Source organism: Jiangella anatolica (assembly GCF_003236295.1).
Taxonomy (GTDB): Bacteria; Actinomycetota; Actinomycetes; order Jiangellales; family Jiangellaceae; genus Jiangella; species Jiangella anatolica.
The window spans coordinates 1-14141 of record NZ_POTW01000138.1 but is presented as its reverse complement, the minus strand read 5'-3'; the positions used below and the strand labels follow the sequence as shown (position 1 = coordinate 14141).

Here is a 14141-nt window from a genome sequence, read left to right as displayed (position 1 = left end):
CCCCCAGGGCGGGAAGGCCTACCCCGAGGGTGGGCAGGCCCACCCGGAGGGCGGGACCCCGCCCCGGCAGAAACCCCGGGCGGCCCTGCGGCCATCGGCCGGTCCGCGGCGCCGTCACCCCAGCCTGGAGCGCCGTCACCCCAGCCGTCACCCCAGGCCGGAGCGCCGTCACCCCAGCCCGGAGCGCAGGAACGCGTCGGTCACCCGGCGCTGGGCGAACGCGTACGCCACCACCAGCGGCGCGGCCACCACGGTCGCGGCCGCCATCAACGGACCCCACGCGGTGCCCTGCTCGGTCTCGAAGATCCGCAGCCCCACCTGCACCGTCGCCCGCTCCGTCCCGCTGGTCGCGAGCAGCGGCCACAGGTACTCGTTCCACGTCTGGATGAACACCACGATGCCGACGGCGACCAGCACGGGACGCAGATTCGGGACCACGATGCGCCACAGGATCAGCCGGTCCGGCGCGCCGGCCAGCTGCGCGGACTCGATCAGCTCGGCCGGGAACGCCGCCAGCTGCTGGCGCAGCAGGAACACCGCCAGCGCCGACGACGCCAGCTGCGGCAGCACCAGCCCGGTGTAGGAGTCCAGCAGCCCGAGACGCGACACCATCAGGTAGTGCGGCACGACCAGCGCCTGCTGCGGCACCAGCGCGGTGCCGATGAGCAGCCCGAACGCCAGGCCCTTCGACCGGAACCGGTACCGCGTCAGCCCGTACGCCGCCAGCGTCGCGATCGTCAGCTGGCCCAGCGTCACCGCCAGCGACATCACCGCGGTGTTCAGCACCAGCCGGACGACGGGCAGCGCGTCGAGTGCGCCGCGGTAGTGCTCCAGCGTCGGCGCCGCCACCGGGTTCAGGTCGTACAGCACGGCGGTCGGCTTCACCGACGTCACCACCGCCCACAGGACGGGGAACGCGATGGCCAGCGCGATCAGCAGCAACGGCACGTGTGCCAGCGCCCGCAGCCCGCGCCGCCTCACCGGGTCGCTCGCAGCTGCAGGGCGACGATCGCGCCGAAGCCGACGGTGATCAGCACCGACAGCGCCGCCGCCGGTCCGCCGTCGAAGAAGCCGAACCCGTACTGGTACAGCAGGTAGTAGACGTTCGACGTCGCGCCCGCCGGCCCGCCCTGCGTCAGCACGTCGATGACGCCGAACGTCCACGGTCCGGCGAACACCACCGTCGCGAACAGCACGACCGTGGTCACCGGGCGCAGCAGCGGCAGCACGATGTGGCGCAGCAGCTGCCACTCGCCGGCCCGGTCCAGCCGCGCCGCCGCAATGACGTCGGCGTCGATCGTCGTCAGCCCCGCGGTGAACAGGATGAAGCTCAGCCCGAACACCTTCCAGCCGCTCACGACGGTCACCGCCGCGAACGCGCCGGCGCCGTCGGACAGCCAGTTCACCGGCTCGAACCCGAGCAGCCGCAGCGGTTCGTCGGTGATGCCGAGCACCGGGTTGAGGATCCACTCCCACATGACGGCGCCGACGGCCGGCGGGATCAGCACCGGCAGGAAGAACACCGTCCGGTAGAAGCCGACCAGCCGGCCGCCGAGCCGCCAGACGGCGATCGCGGCCAGCGCCGGCGCCACCACCGACAGCGGCAGGATCGCCACCAGGTAGCCGAGCGTGTTCCAGAGCGCGCGGGCGGCGTCGGGACTGGCGAAGATCTCGGCGTAGTTGGCCATGCCCACCCACTCCGGCGGGCGCGTCGTCAGGTTGAAGTCGAACAGGCTGAGCACGGCGACCGCGAGCAGCGGGCCGTACACCGTCAGGACGACGGCGAGCAGGGCCGGGGCCAGGTACGGCCCCGGCCGCGCCCGGGTGAGTGCCGTCATTGCCCGAGCAGCTCCCGCATCTGCCCCGCGACGTCGGTCAGCGTGGCCTCGGGGTCGGCGCCGGAGGTCATGATCGGGGCGATCGCGCTGTCCTGCATGAGCTCCAGCGCCTGCTGCCCGTTCTCGCCGGTCATGACCTGGTACGGCACCACCGACTCCAGCTGTTCGACCGTGGGCAGCAGCCGGTCGTCCTGGGCGAAGAAGTCACCCAGGTACTCCGGGTCGTCGATGATGTCCGGCCGCAGCGGCAGGTAGCCGATCGTCGACGCGAGAATGGTGTAGCCGCGCTCGCTGGTCGCGAACCTGACGAACTCCCAGGCGGCGCGCCGCTTCTCCTCGTCCTGCGAGAACACGAAGATGCCCGCGCCGGAGACCGTCGGCGCGAGGTCCTCGCCGTCGTAGGCCGGCAGCCCGGCCGTCGCCAGCTCGAACACGCCCTCGGAGGTCGTGGCCAGACCGCCGAGCAGCGCGCTGCTGGTGATCAGCATGCCGAGCTGGCCGGCCTCGAACATCGCGACCGCCTCGGCCTCGCCGACGCGCGGCTGGGCCCCGCTGGCGCTGAGGTCGGCCAGCATCTCCATGGCCTCGACGGACTCCGGCGCGTCCAGCCGCAGCGACCCGTCGTCGCCGAGCAGCGCGCCGCCGTTGGAGTTGATCAGCGACTGCGTGAGGAAGTCAGACTTCGCCTCGCCCGCGGCGTCGACGAAGATGCCCTGGGCGCCGGTGCCGACGATCGCCAGCGCGGCGGCCTTCGCCTCCGTCCACGTCGTGGGCGGCTGCGCGGGATCGAGTCCGGCGGCGCGGAACAGGTCGGCGTTGACGAACAGCGTCGGCGTCGAGACCGTGAACGGCAGCCCGGCCAGTTCGCCGTCGTGCCGGCCCAGTTCGACCGCGGCCGGGTACATACCTTCGAGGTGCTGGTCCAGCTCGCCCTCGGGCGCGACCTCGTCGATCGGGACGTAGGGCAGGTTCTCCAGCAGGAAGCCGAACTTGCTCCACCCGATCTGAGCGACGTCGGGCGGGTTGCCCGCGGCCGCCTGCGCGTGGACGCTGGTGTGGATCTCGCTGGTCGGCGTGCCCTTGGGCTCGATCCGGATGTCCGGGTGGGCGGCCTCGAACTCGTCGATGAGCTGCTGCATGCCCTCGCCGCCGATGCCCTCCGTCCCGTAGTTGTAGGACTCGAACACGATGGTGACGGGCTCGCCGCCGCCGGGCTCGTCGGCCGCGGTGCCGGCGCCGCCGCAGGCGGCGGTGACCAGGCCGGCGGCGAGCACCAGGGTGAGCAGTCTGGAACGCATGTCAGTGCTCCTGGGTCTCGATGTGGAAGGTGTGGTCGGGAACGGCGACGTCGATCCGTCCCCGGAAGTGCTGCCGGGCGCGCCCGACCTGGGCGTCGATCCAGGCGCGGTCGGTGTAGGCCCAGTGGGTGAGCAGCAGGGCGCGGGCGCCGTAGCGGGCCGCGATGTCGCCGGCCTCGGCGGCGCACAGGTGACCGTGCGCGGTGCGGTCGGGCTCGTCCAGCGTCGCCTCGGCCACGAGCAGGTCGACGCCCGCGACCAGCGGCTCGAACGCGGAGCCCGGCCCGGTGTCGCCGGTGTAGGCGAGCACGCCGTGGGTGGTCGTCACGCGGAAGCCGCAGCACGGCTGCCGGTGCGCCATCGGGACGGGCAGGACGGTGGCGCCGGCGGCCTGGACCGGCAGGAGCGGCTCGTACTCGACCACGGCGAAAACGTCGCGGAACACGTGATCGGTCGGGTGTGCGCCGGGACCGTCGGTACCCAGGGGGAACAGTTCGTTGAACCTGCGCAGCGTCGCCGCGGCGCCGGGCGGGACGTAGAGCGGGACGCGGCGGTCCGGCGCCGTCGTGTCGTCGGTATCGAGGCTGCGCAGCGCGAGCGCCTTGCCGAGGATCAGCAGGTCGAGGCAGTGGTCGGTGTGCATGTGGCTGATGAAGACGGCGGACAGCTCGGCGGCCCGCGCTGCCGCCTTCGCCGCGACCCCCGGGCCGCAGTCCAGCAGGATCGCGCCGTCCGGGGCGTGCACGAGATACCCGGAGCTCGGCCAGCCGGGTTCGGGCATGCCGGCTCGGCAGCCGAGGACGGTCAGGCGCAGGTCCGCGTCGTGGTCGGTGGTCGTCACAGAAGGGGACGCTAGGTAGCCCAGGCGTGAACGATCTGTCGCGACGGCGACCGCGGCCTGAACGATCGTCCCGCGTTCCGCCTGGATCGTCCCGGAGGCGTTCACGGTCGCTAGGTTCTGTGCTGATGGATCCCAGGCTCAGCTGGCTGACCTCGTTCGTCGCCGTCGCCGAGGAACTGCACTTCGGCCGGGCGGCCGACCGGCTGCACCTGAGCACGTCGGCGGTGAGCCGGCACGTCAGGTTGCTGGAGGACGAGTTCGGGACGCCGCTGTTCGACCGGACCAGCCGGTCGGTGCGGCTGACGCCGTCCGGTCGCGCCCTGTACGGGGAGATCGCGGTGCCGGTGGCGGCGCTGCGGTCGGCGTTCCTGCGCGGCGATGGGGCGGCCGCGGGGCTGTGCGTCGCGTACGTGAGCGCGCCGGGGGAGCGGCTGGTCCCGGAGGCGGCCGCGCGGTTCCGCACCGACCCGCTCGCCCTGCCGCTGCGGCTGCTGCCGGCGACCTCCAGCGAGCAGCGGGTGGGGCTCCTGGACGGCCGGATCGACGTCGGGATCCAGTGGGTGCTGCCCGGGTCGCCGGCGCCGGTGGACCTGGAGATGACGCCGATCCGCACCGAGTCGCTGGCCGTCGCGCTGCCGCCGTCGCACCCGTACGCGTCGAGCTCGGCGCTGCGGCTGGCCGACCTCGCCGGCGAGGACTGGCTGATGTCCGTCGACTCGTCCGACCTCGTCCTGCGGCAGGGCTTCGTGGCGGCCTGCCAGCGGGCCGGCTTCCTGCCGCGCATCCGCAGCGAGGCGAACGGGTTCAAGGCCCAGCTCAGCCTGGTGGCCGCCGGACGGGGCGTCTGTTTCGCCCCGTCGGTGGCCCGCGAGTCCGGCGACTTCGAGCTCGCGTTCGTCCCGGTCCACGACCTCACCGTCGACCTCGTCGCCGTCACCCGGCCGGCGCCGGACCGGCGGCTGCGGCGCTTCATCGAGTTGCTGCGGGCGATCGCCTAGGGTTCTGTGTTCGTGGACTACGCGTGGGGGCCGGCGACGGCGACAGGCATCGGCTCGCTGCCGTTCGCGGACCGGGACGAGGCGGCGCGCGTCGTCGTCGGCGAGCTGCCCGACTTCCCGCACCTGGCCGAGCTGCCCGGGCGTGGGGCGGGGGCGGACCTGACCGGCCGGGCCGCGTCGCTCCTGGTCGACCTGCATGTGGACCTGCAGCCGTCCGGCTGGCGGCTGGTCGCGCACCCCGGCGCGGACGAGCGGCGCGCGGCGTCGTTCCTGGGCGCGGATCTCGACGCGCTGGAGATCGTCGCGTACGGATACGAGGGGCCGCTGAAGGTGCAGGTCGCAGGGCCGCTGACGCTGGCGGCGTCGGTCGAGTCGAACCGCGGTGGCCTGCTCGTCGGCGACTACGCCGCCCGGCGCGACCTCGCGGCGTCGCTGGCCGAGGGGGTCGCCGGGTTCGTCGCCGACGTCCGGCGGCGGGTGCCCGGCGCGGTCGTCGTGCTCCAACTGGACGAGCCGTCGCTGCCCGCCGTCCTCGTCGGCTCGATCCCGACGGTGAGCGGCTTCGGCCGGCTCCGCGCCGTCGATCCCTCCGAGGCGTCGACGCTGCTCTCCACGGTCGTGGACGCCGTTCCGGACGTCCCGGTCGTCGTGCACTGCTGCGCGCCGTCGGTGCCGGTCTCGGTGCTGCGCTCGGCCGGCGCCGTCGCCGTCTCCCTGGATGTCTCGCTGCTCGAGCAGGCCGACCTGGACGGGCTGGCCGAGGCGGTGGACGCCGGGCTGGCGCTCTGGCCGGGCGTCGTGCCCTCGCTGCGTCCGTCCACGCCGCCGTCGGACCGCGAGCTGGCCCAGCGGATCGTCGGCCTCTGGCGGCGTCTGGACCAGGACCCCGCCGCGATGGCCGCCCGCACCGTCGTCACCCCATCCTGCGGCCTGGCCGGCGCCGACCCCGCCTGGGCGCGGCGCGCCTACACCTTGGCGAGGACCACGGCCCGCGCCTTCGCCGAGCTTGTCGCTGAGACCACATGACGTGACATCCGCGGCCACCGCTTCACGGTGGAGCACCTGCTGCGTCTCGTCGGCTCGGGCTGGACCCTCGAGCAGATCCAGGAAGACTTCCCGTTCATCGAGGCCGCCGATATCCAGCAGGCCATCGCCTACGCATCGTTCGCCGTGCGCGAGTACCACCTGCCGGTGCAGCAGTCTGCATGAGATTTCTGGTCGACGAGAACGTTTCGCACCGGATCTGCCCAGCTCTCGTCGCCGCCGGGCACGAGGCCGTTCACGTGAACGAGATCGGGCTCGACACCATGCCATCGGCGGATCTGGCGGCGTTGATCCTCGCGGCTCTGTCCCCGGAGCTGGACGAGTTTCTCGAGGCCGGAGCGATAGCGACGCTCACCCCGGACCGGGTCCGCGTCCGCCCGCTGCCGCTGCGCCCCGTCGGCACCGCGTCGACCTGACCACGGGCGGCGGTTCCGGCACATCGTCGGTGGTGGGCGCTAACGTCTGTGCTGTGACCGAGCAAGCCGACAGCATCGACGTACCGGCGGACGTCCGCGAACGCCACGCCACGCTCTCCCAGGAGATCGAGGACCACCGCCAGCGGTACTACTTCGCCACGCCCACCATCAGCGACGCCGAGTTCGACCAGCTGATGCGCGAGCTGGAGGGCATCGAGGAGCAGTACACCGAGCTGCGCACGCCCGACTCGCCGACGCAGAAGGTGGGGGCGCCGGTGGCCGAGCCCGGCGCCGGCGTCGAGGCGTCCTGGCCGCCGGTCGAGCACCTCGAGCGCATGCTGAGCCTCGACAACGCGTTCTCCGCCGACGACATCGCCGAGTGGGCCGCCCGGGTCGAGCGCGAGGTCGGCACCGGCGCGCGCTACCTCTGCGAGCCGAAGGTCGACGGGCTGGCGGTCGACATCGTGTACCGCGACGGCAAGCTGGCCACGCTCGCCACCCGCGGCGACGGCCGCACCGGCGAGGACATCACCTACAACGCGCAGTTCGTCGACGCGATCCCGGCCGAGCTGACCGGCACCGACGAGTACCCGGTCCCGTCCGTCGTCGAGATCCGCGGCGAGGCCGTCTTCCCGACCGCCGAGTTCGAGGCCGTCAACGCCGAGCGGGCCGACCTCGGGCTGCCGCTGTTCGCCAACGCCCGCAACTCCGGCGCCGGCGTGCTGCGGCAGCGGATGGACCGGCGCCGCGAGAAGCTCGACGCCGCGAAGGCGAAGGCCGACGCCGCCGGCAACGAGGGCCGCTCGCAGGCGTCGTACGAGAAGGTGCTCGAGGAGTACGAGCGGGCCCGGCGCAACCTCAACCGCATGATCCTCGTCTGCCACGGCATCGGCCGGCGCGACGGGTTCGACATCAGGTTCCAGTCCGAGGCGTACGACGCGCTCAAGGCCTGGGGGCTGCCGGCCAGCGACCGCCCGAAGGTCGTCCCCGACCTCGAGGCCGTCCAGGAGTACATCGACCACTACGGCAAGCACCGTCACGACATCGGGTTCGAGATCGACGGCGTCGTCGTCAAGGTCGACCAGGTCGACCTGCAGCGTCAGCTCGGGTCGACGTCGCGGGCGCCCCGCTGGGCGACGGCGTTCAAGTACCCGCCGGAGGAGGTCACCACCAAGCTCATCGACATCCGCGTCAACGTCGGGCGGACCGGCCGGGTCACGCCGTACGGCGTCATGGAGCCGGTGAAGGTCGCCGGGTCCACGGTCGAGAACGCGACGCTGCACAACGCGTCCGAGGTCAAGCGCAAGGGCGTGCTGATCGGCGACACCGTCGTGCTGCGCAAGGCCGGCGACGTCATCCCCGAGATCCTCGGCCCGGTCGCCGAGCTGCGCGACGGGTCCGAGCGAGAGTTCGTCATGCCCACCGAGTGCCCGGCCTGCGGCACGACGCTCGCGCCGGCCAAGGAGGGCGACGTCGACATCCGCTGCCCGAACAGCCGGTCCTGCCCGTCGCAGCTGCGGGAGCGGCTGTTCTACCTGGCCGGGCGGAGCGGGTTCGACATCGAGGCGATGGGCTGGGAGGCCGGCATCGCGCTCATCGACGCCGGTGTCGTCGCCGACGAGGGCGACGTGTTCGGGCTCGACGCCGACCGGCTCAAGCAGGTGCCGCTGTTCACCAACGCCGACGGCGAGCTGACGGTCAACGGCCGGCGGCTGCTGGACAACCTCGAGAAGGCCAAGCAGCAGCCGCTGTGGCGCGTCCTCGTCTCACTATCGATCCGCCACGTCGGCCCGACGGCGGCCCGGGCGCTGGCCGGCGCGCTGCGGTCGATGGAGGCCATCAGGGCGGCGTCGGAGGAGGACCTCGCCGGCACCGACGGCGTCGGCCCGACCATCGCCGCGTCGGTGAAGGAATGGTTCGCCGTCGACTGGCACCAGGCCATCGTCGACAAGTGGGCCGCGGCCGGCGTCCGCATGGTCGACGAGGTCGACGACTCCGTCCCGCGCACGCTCGAGGGGCTCACCGTCGTCGTCACCGGGTCGCTGCAGGGGTTCTCCCGCGACGACGCCAAGGAGGCCATCCTGGCGCGCGGCGGCAAGGCGTCGGGCTCGGTGTCGAAGAAGACGTCGTTCGTGGTCGCGGGCGAGAACGCCGGGTCCAAGCACGACAAGGCGATCGAGCTGAAGGTGCCCGTGCTCGACGAGGCCGGCTTCCGGATCCTGCTGGAGTCCGGCCCGGACGCGGCCGCGGAGGTCGCCCAGGTCGGCTCCGGCGACGAGGACGCCGAGGCGCAGGAGTAGGCCGTACACAGCGCGAAGGGTCCGGCTGATGCCAGACCCTTCGTGTCCAAGGAGACTCGTCCGCGGCCTGGAGGGCGCGGGACGAGTCGCTCCGTGGAACCGGAGATCGGAGCGCCTCACGCCCGGGCCGTGAACCGGCCCGCGACCGCGGCGTACGCCTGCAGCCGCAACTTGGCGATGTACCGGCTGCTCCCTTTCACCTTGCGGGTGGCTGGCGCTGCCTCGGAACGTCCAGGCAGGTTCCAGCCGGAGCGCAGCCGGCTGAGGTTTCTCCGTCCGTGCTGACGACTCATGAGGGGGTCCTCTCGCTTCGACGAGGTTCCACAGAGCCGTCACACGACCGCTCGGGAACCAGACCATGTGCCGGTGTCCCGAGCGGGACTCCAGTGTTCAGTTGTGCCCCCATGATCGTTCCGGCCGGCCGGAACGGTCAAGCGACTCGTCCCTATGCGTGCTTTACCCCGTTTGAGCTGCGAGTTTACGTTCGCGAAAAAAGTCCGTGCCGAGGGCTGGCGCGGAGGCCGTCCGCTCCCGCATCATTGCGTCGTCAAGGCAGTCTCGCCGCAGAAACACCCGGTGGTCACCCCATCGTCAGTGCCGCCTCTGCGCCCGTCCCGAAGTGAGGTTCCCATGACCTCTTTCGCTGAGCATGTGGCTCCAGCGGCCGAGCTCTACCCGGTGGCGGCGGACTGGCCGCGCCGGCTCGGATCCGCCAAGACCTCCTACATCACGCGGCACGTGATCGACCTCGTGCCGCCCGGCGACGAGCTCCAGCTGGCGCCGTCGACGATCCCCGCGGCCGGCGATGTGATCCTGGCCCGGGTCGAGTCGATCGGCGCGCACGACTGGATCGAGCGGCCCGACGGGCGCAAGGCACGGCTGTTCGCCGGCGACGAGATCGTCGTCGCGTACGGAGCCCGGTACGCCACCGACGCCTACGAGGCCGTCGTCCCCGACGACTTCGGGCCGTGCGACCTGGTCGCGGCCGGCGGGATGGCCGGCCGGGTCGTCGGCGCGTACGCGGGGTTCGCCGCGCCGACCCGGATCGTGCCGATCGGCCAGCTGGCCGGGCGCGACGGGCTCGGGCTGACGGTGCGCGCGGGCGCGCCGATCGCGCCGTCGCCGCTGCCGCCGCCGGTCCACCCGCCGGTGATCGCCGTCGTCGGGACCTCGATGAACGCAGGCAAGACGACGTCGGCGGCGTCGCTGGTGCGCGGCATCACCCGGTCCGGCCGGCGCGTCGGCGCGGCCAAGGTCACCGGGACCGGCGCCGGCAACGACCGCTGGCACCTCATCGACGCCGGCGGCTCGCCCGTCCTCGACTTCACCGACGCCGGGTACCCGTCGACGCACCTCGTGTCGCCGGAGGACCTGGTCGCGACGTACTTCGGGCTGCTGTCCGCGGTGACGGCGGCCGAGCCGGACATGGTCGTCATCGAGATCGCCGACGGCGTCGCCCACGTCGAGACCGCGCGGCTGCTGGCCGAGCCGTCCGTCCGGGCGACCCTCGACGGCGTGCTGTTCGCGGCCGGCGACGCGCTGGGCGCGCTGTCCGGGGTGAACCTGCTGCGCTCGTGGCATCTGCCGGTGGCCGCCGTCACCGGCCTGGTGACGGCGTCGCCGCTGGCCGCGCGCGAGGCGGCCGCCCTGCTCGACGTCCCCGTCGTCACGACGGGCGAGCTGATGGATCCGACGGTCGCCGCGGCGCTCGTGTCGCTGGGCTCCGAGGCCGCCTGACCCCCTGATCGCCGTCCGGCGCAATCCATCCGGGCGGCTGGGCCGTAACAACTCAATACCGGGCCGAGACCCCGGGGCCGATGCCCCGGGGCCGGGAGCGCGTGTTCCTCCGATCACCGACGAAGGAGAAAGCGGTGAGACACGTCACCTGGCGCCCGCGATCCTTGCGTACCCGCGCCCTCGCGCTGCTGGCGGCCGGAGCGATGACGCTCCCGGTCGTGGCGGCAACCAGCTCGGCGGCACAAGAGCCCGCACCCCAGCAGGACGACGACTACTCCATCCTGGTCGTGGGCCGGACCCTCGGCTTCCGGCACGGCAGCATCGTGCCGGGCACCACGGCGATCATCCAGCTCGGCGAGGAGAACGGCTTCGACGTCGACGTCTGGGACCCGGCGCAGCCGACCCGGACGCTGCCGAGCACGCCGTTCACGTCGGCGGCGGACCTGGCCAAGTACGACGCCGTCGTCTTCCTGTCGCCCGTCGACGGCACCAACAACCCGGCCAACGCGCCGCTGCTGAACGACGCGGAGTTCGCCGCGTTCCAGGGCTACATCCGCAACGGCGGCGGCTTCGCCGGCATCCACGCGGCCTCGGACACCATGCACACGCGCCCGTGGTACGGCCAGCTCGTCGGCGCGTACTTCCGCAACCACCCGGCGAACCAGGACGCGAAGCTCGTCGTCGCCGACCGCTCGCACCCGTCGACGGCGCACCTGGAGACCGTCTGGAACCGCCACGACGAGTGGTACAACTTCACCGCCAATCCGCGTGGCAACGTGCACGTGCTGCTCACCATCGACGAGAAGTCGTACAACCCGGGCAGCGGCACCATGGGCACCGACCACCCGATGGCCTGGTGCCACGCGTTCGAGGGCGGCCGGTCCTGGTACACCGCTCTGGGCCACACCAACCAGTCGTACACCGAGCCGGCGTTCCTGCAGCACATCCTCGGCGGCATCGAGTGGGCGGCCGGCGCGGCCGGCGGCGACTGCGGCGGGACCGACTGGGAGCACTTCGAGAAGGTCACGATCGACGCCGACACCCGGTTCCCGAGCGAGCTGGACATCGCCGACGACGGACGGGTGTTCTTCATCGAGATGGGCGAGCGGCGTCAGGCGTCGACTCCGGCGAACCTCAAGGTCATCGACCCCGCGACGCAGACCACCAGCGTCGTGGACACGGTCGACGTCTACACCGGGATCGCGACCGGCAACGCCCAGGAGGACGGGCTGCTCGGGCTGGCGCTGGACCCGGCGTTCGAGACCAACAACTGGTTGTACCTGTACCGGTCGGTGCCCGGATCGGTGACCTGCCCGCCGTCGGACGTCCCCGGCGGCAGTTGCGGCGTCAACCGCCTGTCGCGGTTCACGCTCGGCGCGGACGGGCTGGCCGACGAGAAGGTCGTGCTCGACGTCACGGTGCAGCGCGAGCAGTGCTGCCACGAGGCCGGCTCGCTGGAGTTCGACCGCTTCGGCAACCTCTACATCTCCACCGGCGACGACACGAACCCGTTCGAGTCGCAGGGCTACGTCCCGATCGACGAGCGGCCCGGACGCCAGCCGTTCGACGCCCAGCGCACGTCGGCCAACACGAACGACCTGCGGGGGAAGATCCTGCGGATCACGCCGACGCCCGCCGGTGGCTACACGATTCCGGACGGGAACCTGTTCGCGCCGGGGACGGCGGGCACGCGGCCGGAGATCTATGCGATGGGCTTCCGCAACCCGTTCCGGATCGAGTCCGACCCGGAGACGGGGGCGCTCTACGGCGCGGACTACGGACCGGACGCCGGCGGGCCCAACGCCGACCGTGGTCCCGAGGGCCGCGTCGAGTGGAACGTCATCCAGCCCGGCAACTACGGCTGGCCGTACTGCCACGGCGGCGCCGCCTACCGTGACTGGGCGTTCCCGAGCGGCCCGGCCGGTGCGACGTTCGACTGCGCCAACCCCGTCAACGAGTCGCCGAACAACACCGGCCTGAGCGCGCTGCCGCCCGTCGTCGACCCGGAGATCTTCTACGGCCGGCTGCCGTTCGCGAGCGGCGGGGCGAACCTGCCCGACATCGGCACCGGCGGTGCGCCGACGGCCGGGCCGGTGTTCCGGTACGACCCGGCGCTGTCGGCCGGCCTGTCCAGCCGCCAGTGGCCGGAGTCGTACGACGGCCAGGCGTTCTTCGGCGAATGGGGCCGGAGCAGCAACAACCTGTACACGTTCGTCCTCGACGGCGAACGGCAGGTCCAGGAGATCAACCCGCTCTTCCACGGCGTCCTCAATCCGTGGACGCGGCCGCACGAGATGGTGTTCGGCCCGGACGGCGCCCTGTACGTGATCCAGTGGGGCCACACGTTCGGGACGACCGGCGTCTCGACGATCCAGCGGGTCGACTACACCGGCGGCCCGACCTGCTCGGCGCGGGACGTCGGCGAGAGCACGGTCGTGATCGGCGGGGTCGACACCGGCGTGCCGAACCGGGTCGGCGGTGCGAGCTGCTCGATCAACCAGCTCATCGACGACGACCCGGCCTCCTGGCCGAACCACGGTGAGTTCGTCCGCCATGTCGAGGAGGCCGCGCTCTACTTCGTCGACCGCGGTCTGATCACCGACCGGCAGAAGGGCACGATCATCCGCACCGCCGCGGCGTCGGACATCGGCTGACCTTCATCCGCGGTGGGTGGGCCGGCCACTTCGGTGGCCGGCCCGCTCGCCGTCTCGTCAGCTCTGGGGCCGGGCGAGGAGTCGAACCTCGCATGCAGGCGCGGGGGACACCCCTCGGACCGCCTCACCCTGGTGGGTAGTTGCCGTATGTCTACCGGCCGGTGCTATTCAACGGCGTACCGCCGGTGTTCATTCCCGCGTGGTGGTGGCGGCCGGCGACGGCGGCTAGCGTCGGTCCGTGGAGCTGATCGGAGCGGCCGGGTGAACCCGGTCAAGCGGCTGCTGCTCGGCTCCGGCCGGCTTTCCGACGAGTTGCGCCGGGAGCTCGCTGCCGAGGGCATCGTCTTCGTCGAAGAGGGCCTGACCGGATCCGTCCGCGAGTTTCGCAGCGCCCGGCACGAGCGGGCCAACGAGATCGAGGGGACCGCCGGCGCGATCGTGCTGACGCCCGGCCGGCTCGTCGTCTGGACCAGCCGCGGCCCTCATCGTGGCAAGCACATCGACGTCCCGCTGCGCGACGGGCGGCCGATGGGCGTCGACGTCCGCGCCGATCCGCCCGAACGGATCGTGTTCGGCTACGAGCCGGGGCGGCCCCATCCGGGCGGGCCCGGGCGGATCGAGGTGCACCTGAAGACGCCGTCGGCGGCCGGACTGGCGCTGCGCCTCACGTAGCCGGCGTGCTCGTCCACAGGCCGGACGGATTCGCCGAGTTGTCCACAATCGGGCCGAGCGCGGTGGCGACCTGTCGGATCCGGCGGCTAGCGTCGCAGTCAGTGTCAGGGTGATGTCGCCGCTGTTTTCGCGGCTGGTTGGATCCTGATCGCCTTGGTGTCTGGCTCGTAGCGTGGCTGCCGACCGTTGGTCTGGTCTTCATGCGTTTGCCGGCACCGGGGTGTGAAGGACCGGCCGGCGTGACTTGATAGGAGCGTGGCGTCGCCCCGACTGAGATGTGTCCGCCGGCCGGTCCAACCGTCCCGTCACTGATCAGGTGAGAGGAGGCAACCACCATGGTTGT

Annotated in this window: 13 protein-coding genes; 8 read left to right on the top strand and 5 right to left on the bottom strand. The window is 72.2% G+C overall.

Annotated elements, in window-relative coordinates:
• Window positions 1-168 precede the first annotated feature (168 nt).
• From C1I92_RS31165 to C1I92_RS31150, 4 genes are read right to left on the bottom strand one after another with little or no spacing between them, the layout of a single operon-like run.
• Window positions 169-981, bottom strand: a complete 813-nt coding sequence (locus tag C1I92_RS31165; protein ID WP_111258524.1) for a carbohydrate ABC transporter permease — start codon at window positions 979-981, stop codon at window positions 169-171.
• Window positions 978-1838 carry a carbohydrate ABC transporter permease gene (locus C1I92_RS31160; protein WP_111258523.1) on the bottom strand — a complete coding sequence of 287 codons (861 nt, stop codon included), beginning with the start codon at window positions 1836-1838 and terminating at the stop codon, window positions 978-980. Before C1I92_RS31160 ends, C1I92_RS31165 begins: the two co-directional genes overlap by 4 nt.
• The gene (locus tag C1I92_RS31155) at window positions 1835-3136 is read right to left on the bottom strand and encodes an ABC transporter substrate-binding protein (protein WP_111258522.1); all 1302 of its coding nucleotides are present in this window, start codon (window positions 3134-3136) and stop codon (window positions 1835-1837) included. The genes C1I92_RS31160 and C1I92_RS31155 overlap by 4 nt, the downstream gene beginning before the upstream one ends.
• A gap of 1 nt (window position 3137) precedes the next feature.
• On the bottom strand, window positions 3138-3977 hold the full coding sequence (locus tag C1I92_RS31150) for an MBL fold metallo-hydrolase (protein WP_111258521.1): 840 nt from the start codon (window positions 3975-3977) through the stop codon (window positions 3138-3140).
• Between the two features lie 125 nt (window positions 3978-4102).
• Here C1I92_RS31150 and C1I92_RS31145 point away from each other — a divergent pair, with 125 nt between their 5' ends.
• Genes C1I92_RS31145 through ligA form a run of 5 tightly spaced genes read left to right on the top strand, consistent with a single transcriptional unit; the run spans window position 4103 to window position 8735 of the window.
• Window positions 4103-4975, top strand: coding sequence for a LysR family transcriptional regulator (locus C1I92_RS31145; RefSeq protein WP_146605355.1), 873 nt, complete (start codon window positions 4103-4105; stop codon window positions 4973-4975).
• A gap of 12 nt (window positions 4976-4987) precedes the next feature.
• Window positions 4988-6001: a methionine synthase gene (locus tag C1I92_RS31140; protein ID WP_111258525.1), complete on the top strand. Its 1014-nt coding sequence runs from the start codon at window positions 4988-4990 to the stop codon at window positions 5999-6001.
• Window positions 6002-6007: 6 nt separating this feature from the next.
• Complete coding sequence (locus C1I92_RS31135) at window positions 6008-6184, top strand: DUF433 domain-containing protein (protein ID WP_111258519.1); 177 nt, start codon at window positions 6008-6010, stop codon at window positions 6182-6184.
• Window positions 6181-6435, top strand: a complete 255-nt coding sequence (locus tag C1I92_RS31130) for a DUF5615 family PIN-like protein (RefSeq protein WP_111258518.1) — start codon at window positions 6181-6183, stop codon at window positions 6433-6435. Before C1I92_RS31135 ends, C1I92_RS31130 begins: the two co-directional genes overlap by 4 nt.
• Window positions 6436-6488: 53 nt before the next feature.
• Window positions 6489-8735 (top strand): NAD-dependent DNA ligase LigA, encoded by a 2247-nt coding sequence (ligA, locus tag C1I92_RS31125; protein ID WP_199521772.1) that lies wholly within the window; start codon window positions 6489-6491, stop codon window positions 8733-8735.
• A gap of 116 nt (window positions 8736-8851) precedes the next feature.
• Here ligA and C1I92_RS34150 read toward each other — a convergent pair whose 3' ends face one another.
• On the bottom strand, window positions 8852-9028 hold the full coding sequence (locus tag C1I92_RS34150; protein ID WP_158564371.1) for a hypothetical protein: 177 nt from the start codon (window positions 9026-9028) through the stop codon (window positions 8852-8854).
• Between the two features lie 337 nt (window positions 9029-9365).
• Here C1I92_RS34150 and C1I92_RS31120 point away from each other — a divergent pair, with 337 nt between their 5' ends.
• The 3 genes from C1I92_RS31120 to C1I92_RS31110 all read left to right on the top strand — a co-directional run bounded on the left by C1I92_RS31120 (window position 9366) and on the right by C1I92_RS31110 (window position 13798).
• Window positions 9366-10472, top strand: coding sequence for a DUF1611 domain-containing protein (locus C1I92_RS31120; RefSeq protein WP_146605354.1), 1107 nt, complete (start codon window positions 9366-9368; stop codon window positions 10470-10472).
• A 134-nt stretch (window positions 10473-10606) separates the two neighbouring features.
• Entirely contained in the window at window positions 10607-13126 is a 2520-nt protein-coding gene (locus tag C1I92_RS31115; protein WP_158564369.1) for a ThuA domain-containing protein, read from the top strand.
• Window positions 13127-13387: 261 nt separating this feature from the next.
• Window positions 13388-13798, top strand: coding sequence for a hypothetical protein (locus tag C1I92_RS31110; RefSeq protein WP_111258514.1), 411 nt, complete (start codon window positions 13388-13390; stop codon window positions 13796-13798).
• Window positions 13799-14141 lie beyond the last annotated feature (343 nt).

What these genes read in the sequence shown, in the direction of transcription:
- C1I92_RS31160 (WP_111258523.1), bottom strand. Translation starts at nt 1,838, where the DNA reads ATGACGGCACTCACCCGGGCGCGGCCGGGGCCGTACCTGGCCCCGGCC.
- C1I92_RS31155 (WP_111258522.1), bottom strand. Translation starts at nt 3,136, where the DNA reads ATGCGTTCCAGACTGCTCACCCTGGTGCTCGCCGCCGGCCTGGTCACC.
- C1I92_RS31120 (WP_146605354.1), top strand. Translation starts at nt 9,366, where the DNA reads ATGACCTCTTTCGCTGAGCATGTGGCTCCAGCGGCCGAGCTCTACCCG.
- C1I92_RS34150 (WP_158564371.1), bottom strand. Translation starts at nt 9,028, where the DNA reads ATGAGTCGTCAGCACGGACGGAGAAACCTCAGCCGGCTGCGCTCCGGC.
- C1I92_RS31145 (WP_146605355.1), top strand. Translation starts at nt 4,103, where the DNA reads ATGGATCCCAGGCTCAGCTGGCTGACCTCGTTCGTCGCCGTCGCCGAG.
- C1I92_RS31130 (WP_111258518.1), top strand. Translation starts at nt 6,181, where the DNA reads ATGAGATTTCTGGTCGACGAGAACGTTTCGCACCGGATCTGCCCAGCT.